This window comes from uncultured Desulfosarcina sp. (genome assembly GCF_963664155.2).
Lineage (GTDB): Bacteria > Desulfobacterota > Desulfobacteria > Desulfobacterales > Desulfosarcinaceae > Desulfosarcina.
In genome coordinates, this window is record NZ_CAXXXH010000001.1 from 862,416 (window position 1) to 880,410 (window position 17,995).

General features: G+C 47.3%; 13 protein-coding genes and 2 pseudogenes. 14 read left to right on the forward strand and 1 reads right to left on the reverse strand.

The features are described from left to right. Window positions 1-291 precede the first annotated feature (291 nt). Window positions 292-1,329, forward strand: a complete 1,038-nt coding sequence (locus tag ACHZBS_RS03850; RefSeq protein WP_319405213.1) for an O-antigen ligase family protein — start codon at window positions 292-294, stop codon at window positions 1,327-1,329. Here ACHZBS_RS03850 and ACHZBS_RS03855 read toward each other — a convergent pair. Beyond that, window positions 1,308-3,056: a transposase gene (locus ACHZBS_RS03855; protein ID WP_319404994.1), complete on the reverse strand. Its 1,749-nt coding sequence runs from the start codon at window positions 3,054-3,056 to the stop codon at window positions 1,308-1,310. The genes ACHZBS_RS03850 and ACHZBS_RS03855 overlap by 22 nt on opposite strands. Window positions 3,057-3,389: 333 nt before the next feature. On the opposite strand from ACHZBS_RS03855, the pseudogene ACHZBS_RS03860 reads away from it, so the two are divergent. The 13 genes and pseudogenes from ACHZBS_RS03860 to ACHZBS_RS03920 all read left to right on the forward strand — a co-directional run. After that, window positions 3,390-3,803: pseudogene (locus ACHZBS_RS03860) on the forward strand (ISNCY family transposase); the annotation flags it as partial. Between the two features lie 231 nt (window positions 3,804-4,034). Next, window positions 4,035-5,159, forward strand: a complete 1,125-nt coding sequence (locus ACHZBS_RS03865) for a glycosyltransferase family 4 protein (protein WP_319405214.1) — start codon at window positions 4,035-4,037, stop codon at window positions 5,157-5,159. A gap of 105 nt (window positions 5,160-5,264) precedes the next feature. Beyond that, window positions 5,265-5,789: pseudogene (locus ACHZBS_RS03870) on the forward strand (integrase core domain-containing protein); the annotation flags it as partial. Between the two features lie 508 nt (window positions 5,790-6,297). Next, entirely contained in the window at window positions 6,298-7,401 is a 1,104-nt protein-coding gene (locus ACHZBS_RS03875) for a glycosyltransferase family 4 protein (RefSeq protein WP_319405215.1), read from the forward strand. A gap of 13 nt (window positions 7,402-7,414) precedes the next feature. Beyond that, entirely contained in the window at window positions 7,415-8,161 is a 747-nt protein-coding gene (locus ACHZBS_RS03880) for an FkbM family methyltransferase (protein ID WP_319405216.1), read from the forward strand. Between the two features lie 57 nt (window positions 8,162-8,218). Continuing rightward, window positions 8,219-9,409, forward strand: a complete 1,191-nt coding sequence (locus ACHZBS_RS03885) for a glycosyltransferase family 4 protein (RefSeq protein WP_319405217.1) — start codon at window positions 8,219-8,221, stop codon at window positions 9,407-9,409. Between the two features lie 18 nt (window positions 9,410-9,427). Next, on the forward strand, window positions 9,428-10,789 hold the full coding sequence (locus ACHZBS_RS03890) for an undecaprenyl-phosphate glucose phosphotransferase (RefSeq protein ID WP_319405218.1): 1,362 nt from the start codon (window positions 9,428-9,430) through the stop codon (window positions 10,787-10,789). A gap of 156 nt (window positions 10,790-10,945) precedes the next feature. Then, a complete protein-coding gene (locus ACHZBS_RS03895) occupies window positions 10,946-11,245 on the forward strand; it encodes a transposase (protein ID WP_319404665.1) in 300 nt (99 codons plus the stop codon). Then, a complete protein-coding gene (locus tag ACHZBS_RS03900; protein WP_319404664.1) occupies window positions 11,242-12,105 on the forward strand; it encodes an IS3 family transposase in 864 nt (287 codons plus the stop codon). The genes ACHZBS_RS03895 and ACHZBS_RS03900 overlap by 4 nt, the downstream gene beginning before the upstream one ends. A 226-nt stretch (window positions 12,106-12,331) precedes the next feature. Next, window positions 12,332-13,558, forward strand: coding sequence for an O-antigen ligase family protein (locus ACHZBS_RS03905; RefSeq protein ID WP_319405219.1), 1,227 nt, complete (start codon window positions 12,332-12,334; stop codon window positions 13,556-13,558). Between the two features lie 52 nt (window positions 13,559-13,610). Next, window positions 13,611-14,396, forward strand: coding sequence for a CpsB/CapC family capsule biosynthesis tyrosine phosphatase (locus tag ACHZBS_RS03910; protein WP_319405220.1), 786 nt, complete (start codon window positions 13,611-13,613; stop codon window positions 14,394-14,396). A gap of 10 nt (window positions 14,397-14,406) precedes the next feature. After that, window positions 14,407-15,618 carry a tetratricopeptide repeat protein gene (locus ACHZBS_RS03915; protein ID WP_319405221.1) on the forward strand — a complete coding sequence of 404 codons (1,212 nt, stop codon included), beginning with the start codon at window positions 14,407-14,409 and terminating at the stop codon, window positions 15,616-15,618. 114 nt (window positions 15,619-15,732) lie between these two features. Next, the gene (locus tag ACHZBS_RS03920) at window positions 15,733-17,991 is read left to right on the forward strand and encodes a polysaccharide biosynthesis tyrosine autokinase (protein WP_319405222.1); all 2,259 of its coding nucleotides are present in this window, start codon (window positions 15,733-15,735) and stop codon (window positions 17,989-17,991) included. Window positions 17,992-17,995 lie beyond the last annotated feature (4 nt).

The window sequence follows — 17,995 nt, forward strand, 5'->3', positions numbered from 1 at the left end:
AGAAAATAATATCGCATTCTTATGCTTACTAAAAAATTATCTACTTGCAGCCATGGTACGCCGAGGTTCTTTTTTTATCTTGGATTACTGACTATTGGCCAAACAGTTTTCAGACCAGCACTCGATTTTACGGTATCTGATTGGTTTTTCCTTGTCTCATGCCTTCTCGCAACATCTGAATGCCTTTTGAGAAGGAACCTCGAAATAAAATTTTCGCCTATTATGATTATTGGCCTATTTCTTTTTACAATAGGAGGGATTATCTCGTCAGGTTTTGCAGATTTGCCTCTAATGTCTGTAATTGCACTTATCAAGTATCTTTATTTGATCGCCATTTGGTTTTGGTTAAGCACTATTTTATTGCAAACACCTGCACAGATAAAGACGGCGATAATCCTTTGGACATCCTCGGCCGCATTATCTGGTCTTGGTGCATTATTGCAGTTGATTTGGGATGACATCATTCCTGGCACATTTCCTGTGTGGAATCGAATGACAGGCCTAACCGAACATGTAAACGATTTGGGAGGTTTAACGAGCATCGCTCTGATTCCTGCAATAATAATGTTGACCCGTTTCCCCAAAACGACTTGGCATTTAGTCCACTCTTGGATCTGTACAATACTTATTGCTGGAGGACTCCTTCTCTCCATTTCGATGTCTGGAGTTTTGGCTCTGCTGGCTTCATTATCAGTATGGTTAATTTTAGGACGATTTTCACACAGAAAAGTTATTATTCTATGCATCTCATGCGTATTATTCTCCGCCGCTATTTCAATTCAAAGCTACTATGATAGGGTTTCCATTCTATCTCGCCTACACGATATTTCTGATGATGGATTTTCTTCTTTAACACTTCAAACAAGAATAGATACATACACAGCTGCATGGGAAGAAATCACCGAAAACCCCCTTATGGGAGTCGGTTTGGGCCCAGATATTGGTAAGACGACGACTGGATATGTTGTCCACAATATTTTTTTGCTAAACTGGTTTGAATCAGGCCTGTTTGGTTTCTTGGGAATATTAATCATATTAGGATCAATCGTTTTCCTGGGATTCCAGGGAATTAAAGATCCCAATAATAAGTCAGAACGTATAATTGGAATTGCCCTTTTTTCATCCTTCATAGCTTTTTTGGTATTAGGAATGGCTCAACCAATTTATTATAAGCGGTTTGGGTGGATATCCGCTGCGCTATTGCTTTCTTTATATTCAAATCGAAAAAGATCAAATAGACGATATGAGTACCAGGTTTCACCGTCTATCGTATCAAACAATTTAATTATTGATGGACCCGTAAAAACTCACGCCGCCATATTTCGATAACTATCGGCGGCCTGAGTCGGATTGAGAAAAACAGATCCAAGATCTTCTATAAATCGTTGGATTCGCTCTTTGACAGCATGGATAAAGGTATCCACATGGCCAATATAGGCACCATTGGCCGCCCAGGCCTTTCTTCTGGCCTTGCGGGCGGCTCCTGCGCGAAGGATGTTTAAGCCGGTGGCCTTCATTCTGGCGTAAAACCGCACGGCCGGCATCCCCCGGACCCTGAGTTTCTTTACTCCGGTTCGTCGATCGAACTCACTCATGGTTGCTTCCACGCCGGCCCGCCAGCGATAGTCATCAATGAACGCTGCACTGGCTTCCAGCGCTCGCCGTTTTGCCAGACGGTAGCGCTTTTCGCTGTAGCGAAGATACGCCTTCTTCTTGCCGGGCTTTACCGGACATTGGGGCAACATGGGGCAGGCCAGACAGCGTTGCAGGTCAAAACCGGCGCCGAAGTTGGATCGTTTCGTTTTTGGTGACGTATTCTCTGGACGATATCCGGCAGGGCATTGGGTAACCAGGCCTTTTTTGTTGAAACGAAATTGGCTCAACAGATCTTCTTTACTGCGGCCCTTATGCGTCGGGGCAACCAGTTCAACCGTTGCTACTTGGGCAATCCGATCATTGGTGTCACTGCCGTAAAGCGTGTCGGCCAGCAATTTCTTGGGGCCAACACCCCGCACCCGGGTGTCAGCGATGGCTGGGGCCAACGCGTGGGCGTCGTGCTCACAGGCCGTTTGTACATTCACGTGGGTGATCAGATTCAACCGCTGCTGCTTCTCGGCGTTGTCTTCACCGCGGTCAAAAGTCTCCATGACCTGAACCTGATATCCCTGCCCCTTGTGTCCACTGTAGGTAGCATCCGGGTCCGAGGGGTTCTGTAACGAATCAGCCGGTATATCGGCGGGCTTTTTGACGGTCACCTTGCTGCCGTCAGTATCGCTGCTCAGGCTACACTGCTCGGCCAGCACCCGTTGCATCAGTTTGTAGCTGTGCATGGAACAAACCTGTGGCTGATCCTTGAACTGCTCGATGAGATCGAACAAGTCGGTGCTGACGGTTTTCAGTGTCTTCTCGGATCCTGATGGCTTGATCATGGAAAAGGCGGCCAGGGCTTTTTTCCCCCAATAGCGCGCGATGACCTTCTCATCGATGGCATCGAAAAGCATCCGATGATGGCGTTTGAGGTTGACCAGAAATTTAAAGATCGTCTGGCTGAAAATACTGATCCGTCCGAGCCTGCGCATATTGGATTTGATGTGCACCGAATCGATGCGCTGGTCTTTGGTATCGACACCGAACACCACGGCCAGTTTGTCGGCGATGGCATCAAACATGGTCTCGTCAAGATGATTATCGATCATCACCTGGCGCATTGAGTAAAGGGTCTTTTCACTGATGGTTTTGGCATCATCGCTCTCTTCCGGGATGTTAAGGGCGTAATGCCACTGGATATTGAATGCAAGCTGTTCGATGGCGGCCTTGTCGGTCAGATCCATGGTCTGCTGGAGAAGAAGCACACCCAGCACGGTGTATAGTTCCTTGCTGGGTCTTCCGATGCCATCCGTAAAATGCGGCAGCATCTGATCGACGGGAAGTTCCTCCAGCAGATGTTCCCGAAAAAGACCTGGCCAGTCCTCCTCAAGCATTTTACGCCGTTTTGGACTTAAATGACGCCACGGATCGAACAGTTGTCGTTGTTTGTGGTTCTTAATACGAATCATGTCTTCTCCATGTTAACGTGCTGTAAATATGATACATTTCATATCATATCAGGTTGGAGAAGGCAATGTCTGTTTTTGTATTTTAACAATATTTTCAGTTGGATAGGTTGATAAGAGTTTTTACCGGTCCATCAATTATTATTAATCCGCATAGGATGGATCCTGATCTTAGACATTCACGTTAAAGGTATTAGTAAAGTCGACGATGCTTGATCAACAGATTACTTCCATCTTTTCCAGTGGGAAGATTGCTGTTGACATTGTTTGTGGTGATGGAAAGTTTTAAATCACATCACCCAATTCTATGAAATGCTGGTCGGTCTTGATCTCAGCCATAAGATTTGCCTGACTGGCGGTGCTTCCTACCTGATCCTGGATTGTGTAATCCTCGAAGGCTATCCCGCCGACACGGATTTGGTTGAACGGATGCTTGATCATCAACAACAGATCTATGGTCGGTATCCGTTGAAGGTGGTTCTGGACGGTGGATTCGCATCAAAAGAAAATTTATCGAAAGCCAAAGAGCGCGGTTTGGAAGAAACAGACATATGCCCCAGCGAGTAGGTTTAAAAGAAACTCAGGCGTTTTCGTGCTGGAATCAAGGCCGGAATATCCTGGCTCAAGCGCAGTTTCGGTTTGATGCGGTGTACCTGGAAAAGATTCCGTCCTTTTAAATCCTATGTATTATCGTCGGTTGTTGCCGCCGATTTGTTAACGTTGGCAAGAAAGAAACTGGCAGCAATTTAAAAGTCTACTTTTGCCGGTCACCGATAAAATTCAGTGGATAGGTGCGCCAGAATAATGATTTTAACGGGCATATAACCAAATTGTATTGAGTCGAATGCTGAATTCATTTCTCATAGAAGTACTTTAAATTTTTTGCTTCGCGGAGAATGCACATATCCACTGTTTATGGACGGACACAAAATATAGAGTTTCTTTCTGGAAATATTTTACTGGTATATAGGAAATACAGTATTGTCGCGAAAGCCTTTTGTAGTCTATTGGAACAACATCCCCGCACCATATATGGTTGAAAGGTTCAACCTCCTGGCTGATCGTGCAAACATAAATTTTGAAGCTTGGTTTAACGACCGAAGTCAATATGATCGAAGCTGGATTGTAGACGAATCAAACTGGTGTTTTAGATACCGCTATATGAACACCTTGGTGGTCGGAGGTAGACGGCTTCATTTTCCCCTGCCGTTACTAAAACGAAATCGACCGAATATTCTGGTCAGTCTATATTCGGAGCCATCCTATTTATTGGGTTGGTCAATTGCCAAGCTAAGGGGTATCAAGACCGGGTTTAGGGTTGTTACCACTTTTGATAGTTGGGTTCGACGGTCGACAGTGAAAGAATCTTTGAAAAAATGGATTTTCCCAAGGGTCGATTTTATTGTAACTGAGGGGATAGATGGAAAGGCTTTTGCTCAGCATTATGGTGCGAAAAGCGATGTGATTTTTTTCGCGAGACATGGCATCGATGTGACGCATTTCAAAGATGGCAGCACTATGGATAGTTTGAAACGTTCATTGTTGCGTAGGGAACTTGGATTAAAGGGAACCACTTATATTTACGTAGGCCGGTTGCTTAAACTAAAGGGGTTGAACTATCTACTGGATGCATTTAGGGAAGTACAGCGACCAAGTGGATTAAAAATGAGTCTTATTTTGGTGGGGGATGGCGCTGATGAAGAATTTTTCAGGAATAAATGTAAGGTGGATAATATTCAAAACGTTATTTTTGCCGGCTTTCGGCAAAAGAACGAACTTCCCAAAATGTTTGCAGCAGCTGATGTATTTGTCTTTCCTTCCTTGGGTGACCCCTATGGTTTAGTCGTGGACGAAGCAATGGCTTGCAGATTGCCCGTAATCAGCACCAGTTCTGTAGGTGAGATACGTGAGCGCGTCGGAGATGGAATAAACGGCTATATCGTTCCGCCGGAAGACAGTCATGCACTAGCGGAGGCGATGTTGAAGCTTGTAAGAGATCCAATCCTTAGAAGGCGTATGGGTTACGTGTCGGCTGAAAAAATCGCCGGTCACACGCCGGAAAAATGGGCGGATGATTTCGAACGCGTCGTGTTCTCCATGATATAGTATTTATTACATTTTTCAAAATCAGGAAGCATTATTTGAGTACTGAGATCTCCAAGACCGTATTAGCTAAAGACCACTATCGTGTTTTATACCAAACTTTATTTGACGTTTTACGTGGGCACCTTAAAGGGCGTAGGCAGAATATACCAGCAAACCTTTATCGATACCTATGCCAAGGTCGGCTTTGCCAAACTGTACACCACCAAGACGCCGATAACCGCTACTGACCTGCTCAATGACAAGGTTCTGCCATTTTATGAGAAGCACCAGCTGCCGCTGCTGCGTATTTTAACCGACAGAGGCACCGAGTACTGTGGTAAGGCCGAAACCCATGATTATCAGCTTTATCTGGCCATTAACGATATTGAACACACCAAGACAAAAGCCAGGTCACCTCAAACCAACGGAATTTGTGAGCGGTTCCACAAGGCAATGCTACAGGAATTTTATCAGGTTACGTTCAGAAAAAAGATCTACCGGGATATCGAAACGCTTCAAGTTAATCTTGACCTGTGGCTTGAAGAGTACAATCATGATCGAACTCATCAAGGAAAGATGTGCTGTGGCAGAACCCCGATGGAAACGCTTGAAGATGGAAAACAAATCTGGAAAGAGAAAAAGATAGCCTGAATTTGAACTGACAGACACCTTGTCAAAATCGGTAACTGTCAGATTAAATCTGAACTTCTACATGTCATCTTTGAGGTGCCTCTTGAAGATCTCTTAGCAAATAAAATCAAGTCCCTTTTCAGCCATGAAACTGTTAATAAGGCAGGACATGTTCAGTTTTTTTCATACCGTAGCTTCGAGAATTTGCTATACTCCAATGGCTATAGAATCTTTGATAGAAGAACATATGTTCCAATTCTCAACATGGATACAATTCACTTTATTTCAGCCAAAGACAGATTAACAAGATCTCAACAATTATTCAAAATATTTACGAATAATTTATTACCAAAAATGTTCGGCCCCATGTGGAGACGGTTTTATTATGCGCATTACGCTGTCTTGTGTAGTTAATGGAATATTGAAATAAACAGTTTAAACCAAATGCCAGTTAGCTTAAACCGACAAACTACTTTCCAATGATAACTTAAAGAATACTTTCTAAAACAACCGCTGCCAAAATATTTCATTGAAAGATAATCGATTTCGTATCGTCATGGTCGGCGCCTTCCCACCACCCACACACGGCATGGCACTTGTGAATTCTGCTGTTCTTGGTCGGTTGCGGTCTTTGGACATTGATCCATTAGTAATAGATGTATCAGCACCGGACTTGGACAATCGAATCATTACAAAACTAATCAAATTTACTAAAATCCTTCTCGCCTTTATCCGTCTCTCCATTTTGCGACCAGTGTGGGATGATAGACTATACTTAAGCGTATCAGGTGGGATAGGTCAAATTTTCGAGATTATTCTTGTCGCGTTAGCGCGAATGAAGGGGATGGATTTATTCATGCACCACCATAGCTTTGCCTATCTGAAAAGTCGCAAAGCTTACACCCAGATCCTAATGAGCACCGCCGGCTCATCATCACTTCACATCACACTTTCAGGTCGAATGGCAGAACAATTGCGTCTTATCTACAGCGTGCCGCAGACAGTTTCTGTTTCTAACGCGGTTTTTTGCAATCACAACGAAATCCCAGTGAACAAAACATGCTCTAATATTCGAACTCTTGGGTTCATTAGCAATATCTCAGCCCAAAAAGGGGTTTTCGATTTTCTCAATTTGATGTCTTATGTTGAATCAAATAGTTTACCAATCCAGGCAAAGATGGCTGGTCCGTTTCATGATTCTCGCATTGAACGCACTGTATTTAAACGCTTGGCCGAATTGCAGAACGTTGACTATGTCGGTCCGAAATATGGAAGGCAAAAGGATGATTTTTTTAAACAAATTGACGCGTTAGTATTTCCAACGCGCTATAGGAATGAAGCAGAACCACTGGTTGTCTTGGAAGCTATGAGCTATGGAATTCCGATTATTGCCTATGGTCGCGGCTGCATTCCTGAAATTGTAAATAATAGCTTCGGAATGGTTGTTAATACGAGTGAAGAGTTCATTCCTGCAGCCATAGAACAGATTAAAGTGTGGCTTTGCAACCCTACAGCCTTTGAGGCAGCATCACAAGCAGCGGCACGAAACTTCGTAGACATCTATAACCGCAACAATCAAAAGTACTCGAAACTATTTAATGATATATGTAATAAAAAATCCGCAAAGGCCTGATTGCAAACTTAAGATGAATTTTCCCCCGTTTCTGAGACGGTTTAATAAAATCTTTCAAGTTTCACGGTCCATACGATTGCTAAGGGCATTGGTTTCAAACCGTGTACTTGCAGGAACAGAACACCGTCAAATTTTTAAGTCAACAATGTCCACAGTAGTGGATATTGGTGCTAATCGCGGTCAGTTTGCGCTGGCCGCAAAAAAATGGGCCCCAAAAGCCAAGGTTACTGGGTTTGAACCGCTCGCTGATGCCGCTAAATGCTTTCTTAAAACTTTCAGAGGGGATTCAGGAGTGACTCTCCATCAGGTTGCAATCGGACCGCATTCAGGCGAGACCACCATCCATGTATCAGCGGCTGATGATTCATCTTCCCTGCATCCAATCTCACCCCTGCAGGAAATGTTATTTCCAGGGACCCACGAGATCCGCACGGAAAAAGTAAAAATCGGCCCACTGTCCAACTACATCACTCCTGACGACATAGTTCGCCCGGCCATGCTCAAGCTGGATGTCCAGGGATATGAACTGGAGGCACTTCGGGGGTGCGAGGATCTGCTGTGTTTGTTTTCCCATGTATATGTTGAATGCTCGTTTGTTGAACTGTACTCCGGCCAGGCCCTGGCGGATGACATCATCGCCTGGCTCAAAGAACGGGGATGGTGTCTCAGTGGAATTTACAATATGGTATACGATCGCAAGGGCAGAAGTATTCAGGCCGACTTTCTCTTCGAAAACTCGCTATTAAAGGATGCTGCATGAAAAACGATAAACAATTTCTCTCATCTGCTACAGAAATCCGCTAAGAACGACGTATTGATGCGCATTGCCGTGCATGATTACGCAGGATTTTCTTTTCCACTTGAACTGAGCCGCGAATTATCAAAACGTGGACACAGCGTTCTGCATCTTTTTTCCGAAGCAAGCGGCGGTCCTAAGGCTTCCTGTAATAATAGAAACAGTCAAAGACTGCAAATCGTCAATATCGATACTGATAGCGTTGAAAAAGATGATTTCCTGAAAAGATGGCTACAGGAGCGACGCTACGGAGCCCTGGCGATAAAAGAATTGAACCGATGGCAGCCGGATGTGATCATATCCGGGAATACACCGCTGGAAGCCCAAAAAAAAATAATTCGCTGGGCAGGCAACCACTCAGTCCCATCTATCTTTTGGCTCCACGATCTACTAAGTATTGCGGCAAGATCGGTTATTTCCAACATCAGCCGTTCCCTCGGCTGCTTTGTATACAACTACATGAATAAAATTGAGATCTACGCCCTACAGCATGCGGACCGAATCGTTTCCATCACAGAGGATTTTATCCCTTTTTTAAATCAGTGGAATATCGATCCCTCTAAAGTCAGCGTCATACCCAACTGGGGACCGATCGAGCAGATTCCCGTGTTGCCGAGAAACAATCAATTTTCTGAACGTAATGGACTAAATGAAAAGTTTGTAATTTTATATTGCGGTACGTTGGGAAAGAAACAAGGTATTCAACTTATCGCAGACACAGCCGCTGGCCTGATTGATGACAATGAAATTATCTTCGTTGTTGCCACAGACGATCGTGGACATAGGTTGTTAAATGATCAATTAGCCGGCAAAACGCTTTCCAATCTGATCCAGTTGCCACTTCAACCGTCACACCTCTACCCTTTTTTACTGGCCTCCTCGGACGTAACGCTGGTTACGATAGAAGCATCTGCCGGTACGTATTGCGTGCCATCAAAACTATGGTCTGCTTACTGTGCGCAGAAAGCATCCGTCGTTGCCGTTGATAGGGGGAATTTATGTGCCCGAATTACCGAAGCCATCCACGCCGGAATCGTTGTAACTCCCGGGTCGGTGGAGGAATGTATCTCGGCGGTACGTAAACTGAAAAAAAACCGGACGCTGCGCATTAACATGGGAAAAAATGCCAGAGACTATGCGGAAAGACACTTTCCGATTTCCCGAGTTGCTGATTCGTTTGAAGCAATCATTCATCAAGTTGCGGTTAATTGAATAAAACGAGGACCTAAGATGGAAAACGGGAACTCCCGAAGCCTGTTCATCATCGATTTAATAATCATGTTCACCTTTTTCTTTGCTGTATTCACCCATTACCAGGGTGCAACGATGATTCCCTTGAAAGGTAACATCCTTATGGGACTCATCGTCATTTACTGGTTTTTAATATCCGTCAATTCGAGCATTCTTAAAATCAATCGCCTGTCCAAGACCATTAACGTATTGAAAGATATCTTAATCGCTTATTCTGTGTTGAGCACGTCTACGATTGCGACGGTTGCCATTTTTGGCGAATTCCGACCCAATGACAAACTGATCCTCTACCCGTTGTTTTTCGGGGTCATTGCTTCAACTATCCTGCGTTTAATCTATTTGGTCATTACCAAACGATTTTTGAAATATGGGTATCAGCAAAAATCCGTTCTGTTAATCGGCAGCGGACATTCTGCCAAGCAGGTCATCGCGAAAATTTTATCCACGCCGGAACTGGGTTTCCGAATTCAAGGGATATTGTCTGATAGACCGTTGAACCCCCCACTTAAGGAGCTTTATCTCGGCAAATTGGAACTGTTTCCTGAAACGCTGCGAAAACATCAAATTGATGAAGTGATCATTGCCAAACCGTTAAACGAAGCGCCTGCTATCAGGCGCATTGTTGAACGCTGCGAAATAGAAGGCGTGCGATTCTGCATTGTACCGGACTTTTATAACATCATCCCAAAATGGACGGTTCTCAATAGCTTAGGCGATATTCCCGTGATCGCTGTTCGCAACGAACCCCTGAGCATCTTCAGCAACCGCATTATCAAACGGTCATTCGATATTATCGTTTCGTCTGTCGGCTTGCTCATCCTTTCCCCTGTCCTGTTGATTATTGCCCTTGCCATTAAGATGACCTCGCCAGGTCCAATTTTGTTTAAACAAAAACGAATTGGAAACAACAACGAAGAATTTACCTTGGTTAAATTCAGGAGCATGATTGTACAATCAAGGCTTGATTCCGACTCGCTTTGGACCATACCCGATGACAAGCGGGTGACACCTTTCGGAAAAATCCTGCGCCAAACCAACCTGGATGAACTTCCCCAGCTGTGGAATGTACTGGTTGGTGATATGAGCATCGTCGGGCCCCGGCCGGAGAGAGAGCATTTTGTAGAAAAATTCAGCATGGAATTCCCGAATTATCGAATCCGGCATCGGGTTAAATCCGGCATCACCGGTCTGGCGCAGGCCAATGGGTGGCGAGGCGACACCTCGATTCAGAGAAGAATTGAAAATGACCTCTACTACCTCGAAAATTGGAGCCTGTGGCTCGATCTAAAAATTCTTTTCCTGACTTTTATTAATCGGGAAGCCTGGAAGAATGCGATTTAATCTTAAATAATTGTCTCTCGCGAAGACGCAAAGCGCCCAAAGAAAGACCAAAGTTTTACCCTTGGGGAACCTGGCGGCTTGGCGAGAACTGCATTTACCCCAATTTAGTGGACACCTCAAAAAGCCCAATGTATATGGGCAACAGGAGGTGTTCCAATGTCAAAGAAAAAAAGAAGGAGCTACAGCCGAGAATTTAAAAAGGAGGCCGTAGCGCTGATCACTGAAAAGGGATACGGTATCGCCGAAGCATCCAGAAATCTGGGTATCGAATACAGTGTCCTACGTCGCTGGAAAATGCAGTTGGCCGATGATCCTCAAAACGCCTTCCCCGGAAAAGGGAAGCGAAATCCTGAAGACCAGGCGTTCAAAGATCTTCAACGTGAACTGGACCGGGTTAAAGAAGAGCGTGATATCTTAAAAAAAGCGCTGGCCTACTTTGCGGAGGATCAGAAATGAAATTTCGATTCATTTCTGCCCACCGGGAGACGTTCAAGGTAGGCCGCATGTGCGCGTTGCTCAAGGTCTCCCGCTCTGGTTTTTATACATGGCTCAGACGTCCGGAGAGCCGTCGAAGCATTGAAAACCGGGCTTTAGAGGACAAGATCCGTGTCCTGCATGCTGCCAGCCATGGCATCTACGGTTCACCCAAGATACACCGGGATCTTACCGATGATGGCGTTCGCTGTGGTAAAAACCGTGTCGCCCGGATCATGCGTGAAGCCGGTATCCGGTCTCGTATCAAAAAGAAATTCAAAGCCACAACCAACTCCCGGCACAACCTGCCGGTAGCACCAAACCTGTTGAACCAGGAGTTCACCGTGGATGCTCCGGATCGTACCTGGGTTGGTGATATCACCTACATCCACACCCAACAGGGTTGGCTGTACCTGGCCGTTCTGCTCGATCTGTTTAACCGCAAAATTGTCGGCTGGGCCACCTCATCCCGGCTGAACCGTCAGCTTGCATTACATGCACTTGAGATGGCACTGGACCAACAAGCCCCAGCACCGGGGTTGATGCATCATTCGGATCAAGGCTGCCAGTACGCTTCCGGTGATTACCAGAAACTGCTTTCCAAGCATGGCATGATTTGCAGCATGAGCCGCAAAGGAAACTGTTACGATAACGCTGTCGCTGAGAGCTTCTTTCATCTGCTTAAGACCGAATGGGTGAATCATCACCGGTACCTTAGCCGGTCCGAAGCTGTCAGCAGCCTGTTTTACTATATTGAAATCTTCTACAACCGAAAAAGACGTCACTCCGTGCTTGATTATGCAACGCCGCAGCAATACGAAACTTTTCCGCTTGCGGCTTAACTCGGTGTCCACTGTTTCGGGGGAAATTCAAACTAACTTCGGTCACATTAAAAGCATTATGACCATCGTTAACATATTGTGTCTTTTTATTATCGGAACCATACCAATCCTTTTCGCCGCCGTTCAGCCATGGGTGTGGTCGCTTTATGGTTTGATGATGATCGCTGCGGTTATTCTGTCGTTGTTCACCACGCGCGATCAAGCAGCTTTCCCTCGAGCCGGCGCGATGACTATTTTGGTTGCCCTATTTTTCTTCTGGACGCTTTTTCTGTGCCTTCCTTTCCCGTACCCGGTCATTTCTTTTCTCAGTCCCACACGCGCTGACACCCTCTCTCAAGCCTGGGCGCTTACCGGCGTCACACCCGAATGGGAATCCCTCAGCTATCTGCCCGAAGTCGCACTATCCTGGTGGGTTTTTCTGCTCAGCCTGGGACTTTTCTTTTTCGTGGTGCGGAATCTTTGCAGCGAAAGGAAAACACTCAACCGTGTGGTGTCCGTGATGATCGGGATCGGCCTGCTCGAGGCGGCATACGGATTGATTCAGGCGCTGGTACCGTCCATGGGTGTGCTCTGGGTTGATTATATCAAGGATTACATGGGTACTGCCCGCGGTACATTTATCAACCGCAACAGCTTTGCGGCTTTTATCGGGATGATCTGGCCGCTCGCATTGGGCATCACGCTGGCAATGACCGGTCGGGTCTACTCGTTGAAGGAATTGCTTAAATCCGACAGGCTCAACCGGCAATCGCTGATGGCACTGGGCATCATTGTTTTTCTGCTGGCCCTGATTTTCACTCGCTCACGGGCCGGTATCGTCAGCGGACTGGTTGGCTTTCTGGCATTTTCGATTATGGCGCGAACGGGAATCAGAGCAGTGGCCATGCAAACCCGGGTGCTGCTGGTCGCCATTATCGTTCTGATGTGCATCTACACCATGACCATCGGCGTCGGACCGATTATGCAGCGATTTTTAACCCTCGGCGCCGATAGCGGTTCACGAAGGGATATCTGGCGGGATAGTCTGCCGATTATCAAAGACCACCCACTGGGCATTGGTTTGCGAAATTATGAAAATGTGTTCCCCGTGTATAACCAATCGTTGATATCAGAAAAAACGGTTATCCATGCTCACAATGACTACCTGCAGCTTCTGATAGAGGCAGGTTGGATCGGATTTCTCGCGCTAATGGGCGGGTTCTTCATTTTCCTTGGAAAGAGTGCCCGACGCATCAAACAGCTCGATTTTAAAACGGACCCCCTGCGTTTTTATTTAGCTGTAGGCGCCTTCAGCGGATTGATTTCAATGGCCGTTCACAGTCTTTTTGATTTTAACCTGCAAATCCCGACCAATTGCCTGTATTTCGCCGTTCTCATGGCTATCTTGAGTGCTTGCACGCAACCATGCAAGACGATTAAAGTCGACCATCGTATTTCCAACATCGAATTCTGAATAAACGCTATCATAACCAATCCGCACCAATGCCTGACCATTTAAACCCCAAATGATCGATTTGCACTGTCACATTCTTCACGGGTTGGACGACGGATCGGAAACCGCTGCTGAAAGTTTGCAGATGGCACAGGCTTTGGTTCGGTCCGGTTATCGCACTATTGCAGCCACCCCGCACATGGTGCCAGGAACCACCTGGATGCCGTCCATCGACCGGATCAACACACAGGTTGCCGCTTTGAATCAAACCGTCAAGGATAATGAATGGGCATTGGAAATCCTGCCGGGAATGGAAATCGCCATTGACCCGCGGATTCCTGATCTGCTTGATGATCACCGCCTGCTGACCCTCGGGAATTCTTCCTGTCTGTTGATTGAGCCGTCTTTCCAGCAACTTCCGCTGGGATGGGAACAGGTCATCTTTTCCATATTGGCCAAGGGATATTCAATTCTGCTGGCCCACCCCGAGCGATGCCTTCAGCTTGCGGCCAATCCGGGACTGATTGAACGGCTCATCGGATCGGGCGTGTACCTGCAGGTCAACTGGGGCAGTTTTCTCGGTCAATACGGCCGGGCGGTTGCCCTCACCGCCCGCTTGATGGCCGTAAACGGCCAAATCCACTGCCTGGCCACCGACAGCCACCATCCGGAATGGCACCACCCGGCTAAAATAATGGCGGCGATAGGCAGCCTGCAAAAGATGATCGGTGAGGAGAACCTTCGGCGAATAACCATGGATAATCCTCTTCGCGTGCTGAACGGCGAGATCCCTCAGCCGATGATACGCTCCGAGGCGATGACCGGAAGCAGGAAAAAACGCTGGTGGCGATTCTGGTAGAAAGTAATTGATGCGTACGTCACTTCGCATTCTATTAAGCGCAGCTCTATTTGTGTTGGGGTGCTGGACGGTTTATTCCAACTGGCCGCACCGGGCCATTCGTTTTAATAGTTATTCGTACTCATACGAGGAGGCACAGCGGCTCGAATTCTATCCGAAGGCCCTGTATGCACATGGCATGCACGCCTGGCTGCAACAGAGACCGGAGAGGGCAGCAGGGTTTTTCCGGCAGGCCGTATCACAGGACATCCTTTTTGTCGACGCTTGGTTAAGGCTGGCCGAAATAGAGGCTGCACTGGGGCGCAAAGAAAAAGCCAAAGACATCCTGAGGTTCACCACCAGGATGACGGATCAGGTGTTTCGCTGGAAGTGGCCGCAGATGGTATTGGCCAGTGAACTGGGGATAGAAGCGTGTTTAACCCGCAACACCAATTACCTGTTGTCCCAAAAAAAGCTTGAACAGGATGCGCTGCAACTGCTGCACACCCACCTTGGCGGTGAAACTTCAGCCGTAATCGCTGCATTAGAACCGGCGAATCTGGCAGCTTATCTCGACTGGTTGACGCGCTGGAGCATGACCGACGAGAGTTTGATGGTATGGCAGGCCATGGCTGCGGTCGCCGAACCGGGAAAAGAGACCGCCCTGCGTTATGCCCATTTTCTGTTGAACCATAAACGCATACCCGCATCGATAGACATTTGGCACAAATACACCGGCAGCACCGGCCTTTCCAACCCGGGGTTCGAAAAAAACATTACCGGACAGGGTTTTGATTGGCGTCACTGGGGTGAAAAGGACGGCAACTGGGAATTGAAACGGAGTTATAACGAGGCCGTAGAAGGTAATTATGCCCTGAAAATCACTTTCAATGGTCAGGAAAACATTTCTTTTCAAAATCTTTACCAGATTTTCGCAGTATACCCGCTAGAAAAATATCGCCTTACGTATGCCTTCAAAAGCAGAGGGATTACAACTGACCAGGGCCCGTTTGTGGAGATTTACAGCTACGACAAACCGGGTCTTTACCACGCCGGCCCCATGATCACAGGATCTCAGGGTTGGCATGAGGAATCCATCGAGTTTGAGATACCCGTGGACAGCCGTGCGGCGGTGGTGCGCCTACGGCGCCGGGCGAGCATGCGTTTCGACTCGAAAATCAGGGGTACTGTCTGGTTAGACAACTTCCGGTTGGAGAAGGTCGAAACCGATAGAAGATCTTAAGCTGTTGAGCAATATAGGACGTCAACAAAATTTTCAATGAGATTACATATCAAATGACGAGGTAGTCAGATGGCGGTAGATCAAGAAAAATACGTAGGAAATTTCGGAAATCAAATGCTACCGGATGTTGCCGGCAATCATCTTCCAGCCAACGATTATCAGAAGCCGTTCTATAATTGGCAGGAGGCCGAGGATATCCAACTGCGCGACTACCTCGACGTCATCCTGCGTAGAAAGTGGCTGATCCTGACAGTGCTCATATTGGTGTTTTTGTCAACATTGATATTCACCCTGGCCGTCACCAGAATCTATGAGGCATCTGCGGTTGTGGAGGTCAGTCAGGAGACGCCTCATGTGACTACGTTCCAGGAGGTCTTGGGGTCGGAAATCCAGGCGCGGGAATTTTATGAAACCCAGGTAGAACTGCTACGCAGCAAAGCGATGATCCACCGTGTGATCCAAAAACTCGATTTAATTGCCCATCCCGTTATCCGGAAAATGGTTTTCAATGACGGTCGACTAAGAGTATTTCAGCGAATTGGAAGGGCATTCAAATCCCTGGCTGGGATTGTTTCGCCCGGGCAGTCCCAGCCGGCGGTTGCCGAGGATATTGCCGCACATCAGGAGGTGGCCAAATACCTGTCGGAAAATCTCACGGTCTCCCCAAGCCGCAAATCCATGTTGATCGATGTGGCTTTTCGCTCACCGGACCGCGAGTTGTCCCAATCCATTGTCAACACGATCGTTGAAGACTTCATCAGGTGGAAGATGGAATTGAAGGTCGATGCCTCCGGGGTTGCCCGGGATTTTCTGATGATGCAGATGGACCGGGCCAAGATCAACCTTGAAAAAGCCGAGGAGCGCCTCAACGATTTTGCCAAGCATGCCGGGATCGTTTCACTGGATGCTCGTATTAACAGTATTTACCGCCATCTGGAGGAATTGAACTCGACTTTCGCTACGGCCGAGGCGAACATGATCACTAAAGCAGCCACCTATGAACAGGCCGTCAAGGACGGCCATGCCAATCTGCCCCGGGTGCTGGAAAGCGACCTGATCGCCAGCCTGAAGGACAAATTCGCCGATCTGAGCTCTGAGTACGAGGAGTTGAAAGCGACCTTCCATGACGACTATCCCAAGGTAAAAACCCTGAAAGCACGCATGGACAGCATCGCGGCGCTGATTGAGGAGCAGGAAAAAGGGATCTTTCTATCCATCGAAAACGAATACGAATCCGCACAGAAAATTGTCAGTGCCATGGAAAAACGAATCGAGCACCAGAAAAAGCTGGTATTGGATCTGAACGATCGCGCCACCCAGTATTCAATCATGGCCCGCGAAGTGGACACCAACAAGGCCATATACCAAAGCCTGTTGCAGCGCGCCAAAGAAATCGAATCCATGGCCGGGGTTTCTTCGAGCAACATTCAGATCGTCAATCGTGCCGATCTGCCGCTGTTGGCTGTCAAGCCGAACGTCAAACTTAATTTGCTGCTATCCATCGTTCTGGGTCTGCTCGGCGGCATCGGCTGCGCCTTCATGGCCGAGTACTTCGCCGATACGGTGACCCAGCCCAGTGAGATATCGGACCGGTTTCAAATTCCTCTGCTCGGAACGATTCCACAGGCCAAACCCGACAAGCATGGACTGGAAAACGCGTTTTTGCGTCATCCGCGGTCGCCTTTTTCCGAAGCCATCCGCTCAACACGCGTTTCCGTTCAGCTTTCCGGTTCGGGCGCCCGTTCCAAATGCTTTCTGATTACCAGCACCCTGCCCAGTGAAGGCAAAACCACCGTGGCAGTCAATCTGGCCCTGAGTTTTGCCGCCGCTGGCGAAAAGACCGTGATCATCGATGCCGATCTGCGCAAACCTCGCCTGCATGAAGTTTTTAATCTAAAACATCGAGTCAACGGAAATGGCCTGTCGAGTTTTCTGGCCGAGGTTACCGATGAGCTGAAAATGTATAACAACCGTACTAAAAACCTGGGAATCATTCCTTCCGGCCCGGTTCCGCCAAATCCGGCGGAACTACTTGCCTCAGAACGGTTTCAAATCCTTCTGAGCAGGCTGAGCAACCAATACGACCGAATCATCCTGGACGGCCCGCCGCATATTGGATTTGCCGACACCCTGATCCTATCCAAAAGTGTCGGCGGTATCATTTTGGTCAGCAGCATCGGAGAATCCAGTCGTGAAGCCATCGGACACTTCAAGCAGTCTATCACGAACGTGAACGGCAGGATCCTGGGCTGCATCGTTAACAAAGTGGATTTCAACAGGAAATACGGCTACGGGGGATACTACAAATCGTATCAGTCCTATTCCAGTTATGGGTTGGAGAATCGGGACAATCAGCCGATGTTGGAGAGTTAGTGCA

Excerpts from the sequence above, each read along its gene's own strand:
- ACHZBS_RS03850 (WP_319405213.1), top strand. The coding sequence starts at position 292 with ATGTCTGTAATTGCACTTATCAAGTATCTTTATTTGATCGCCATTTGG.
- ACHZBS_RS03855 (WP_319404994.1), bottom strand. The coding sequence starts at position 3,056 with ATGATTCGTATTAAGAACCACAAACAACGACAACTGTTCGATCCGTGG.
- ACHZBS_RS03880 (WP_319405216.1), top strand. The coding sequence starts at position 7,415 with ATGAATTTTCCCCCGTTTCTGAGACGGTTTAATAAAATCTTTCAAGTT.
- ACHZBS_RS03885 (WP_319405217.1), top strand. The coding sequence starts at position 8,219 with ATGCGCATTGCCGTGCATGATTACGCAGGATTTTCTTTTCCACTTGAA.
- ACHZBS_RS03890 (WP_319405218.1), top strand. The coding sequence starts at position 9,428 with ATGGAAAACGGGAACTCCCGAAGCCTGTTCATCATCGATTTAATAATC.
- ACHZBS_RS03895 (WP_319404665.1), top strand. The coding sequence starts at position 10,946 with ATGTCAAAGAAAAAAAGAAGGAGCTACAGCCGAGAATTTAAAAAGGAG.
- ACHZBS_RS03900 (WP_319404664.1), top strand. The coding sequence starts at position 11,242 with ATGAAATTTCGATTCATTTCTGCCCACCGGGAGACGTTCAAGGTAGGC.
- ACHZBS_RS03905 (WP_319405219.1), top strand. The coding sequence starts at position 12,332 with ATGACTATTTTGGTTGCCCTATTTTTCTTCTGGACGCTTTTTCTGTGC.
- ACHZBS_RS03910 (WP_319405220.1), top strand. The coding sequence starts at position 13,611 with ATGATCGATTTGCACTGTCACATTCTTCACGGGTTGGACGACGGATCG.
- ACHZBS_RS03915 (WP_319405221.1), top strand. The coding sequence starts at position 14,407 with ATGCGTACGTCACTTCGCATTCTATTAAGCGCAGCTCTATTTGTGTTG.
- ACHZBS_RS03920 (WP_319405222.1), top strand. The coding sequence starts at position 15,733 with ATGCTACCGGATGTTGCCGGCAATCATCTTCCAGCCAACGATTATCAG.